Source organism: Saccharicrinis aurantiacus (genome assembly GCF_001660705.2).
Taxonomy (GTDB): domain Bacteria; phylum Bacteroidota; class Bacteroidia; order Bacteroidales; family Marinilabiliaceae; genus Saccharicrinis; species Saccharicrinis aurantiacus.
Genome location: NZ_LYBV02000050.1, coordinates 1 through 1,220 on the forward strand (window position 1 = coordinate 1; position 1,220 = coordinate 1,220).

The 1,220-nt window shown below is 43.0% G+C and carries 2 protein-coding genes; both read right to left on the reverse strand.

Features of this window, described 5'->3' with window-relative positions; all coding sequences use genetic code 11:
* The coding region (locus tag A8B35_RS22015) for a hypothetical protein (RefSeq protein ID WP_139314967.1) at positions 1–675 on the reverse strand (675 nt) is incomplete at its 3' end.
* Between the two features lie 59 nt (positions 676–734).
* Positions 735–1,220 (reverse strand): hypothetical protein (locus tag A8B35_RS22020; protein ID WP_222844206.1); only part of this gene is annotated, 486 nt, incomplete at its 5' end.

Here is a 1,220-nt window from a genome sequence, read left to right on the forward strand (position 1 = left end):
GCTATCATCGAATACAGCACAAGAAACCTCTGGAAGAATGACCTTTGTTCCCAAGGTCATCTCAAATGTACCATTGGTAATTTGTGGTGGGAAAGCGAACTGACCAAATGCGAAATCTGCCGGGTCATTATCCTCCTCTGACTCTCCATGGGCATACTCCAAAACCACATCTGTAAGAAGAAAATACTTACCACTATCGAGTTGTGCACGGTTCAGGTTGGTACGTCCGGCCTTTTTATCATCGGATGCTTCCATTAAATCGATATCGGATTTGTCTTTAATGCTTTTTACCGTATAAATGGCTGAATCAACCGTTTGCATACGGGCATCTTTTAAAGCTTTTTGAACATCCGGAGGTAATTGCCCTCTGCGTAATTCAAATTGTCCTTTGGAGGTCAGGTTTTTGGTTAAACCTGTTTTTACCGCTGTGCTGCGAGCTCCAGCATTATAAGATCTTCGTACAGACCGTCTTCTGCTGCTTCGTCTGCGTCCTCTTCGAGTTCTACGTCTGCTTCGTCTACGAGAACGACCTAAATCCCCAATGCCTTCTACGGCATCATCTTGGTCTTCTTCTTTTTCGAGTGCATCCTCCTCTTTATCAAGGACAGCTTCTTCTAAACCTTCAACTTCTTCCATTGAAGGGTATAAATCATTTTGCTCATTTAATTCTGCCATGATTCGTTTCTCTTTTTTTGCTGTTATTAAAAATTGTTTTTTCGTATTTACTGGTATCCTTATGATTCCATCATATCTCCTGAGAAGATGTCATAGTCCATACTGTCTGGTGTGACAATACTCACTTTACCCACTTCTTCATCTGGATAAGCTGCACTTCCAATTGGATCGTCAGACATCGCATAATCATTAGCGGCATTACCCACAGGTTCATCGCTCATGCTATAATCCGCTGCACCTGATACAGACGCTTCAATCTCTCGCTCAATGTCAATATCGGCTGCTGGTAAAGCTTGCGTTACAGGGTTGAGAGCTTCTAAACCATCTACTTCTTCGTAATCAGTAAATCCCTCATCGCCCATTACGCCTTCCAATCCTTGCAGAATTGTTTTTCCTGTGGCTTTCTTTACCATAGCCTCAACACCTGCTCCTGCTGCACCAACAAGACCTAATTTGATGTATTCGTTTCTGGTGAATTGAGTGCTGATCAGACCGCCCATGGTAACCGCTGCTGGTACGATATAACTTTTCATGTCTGTTCCCAA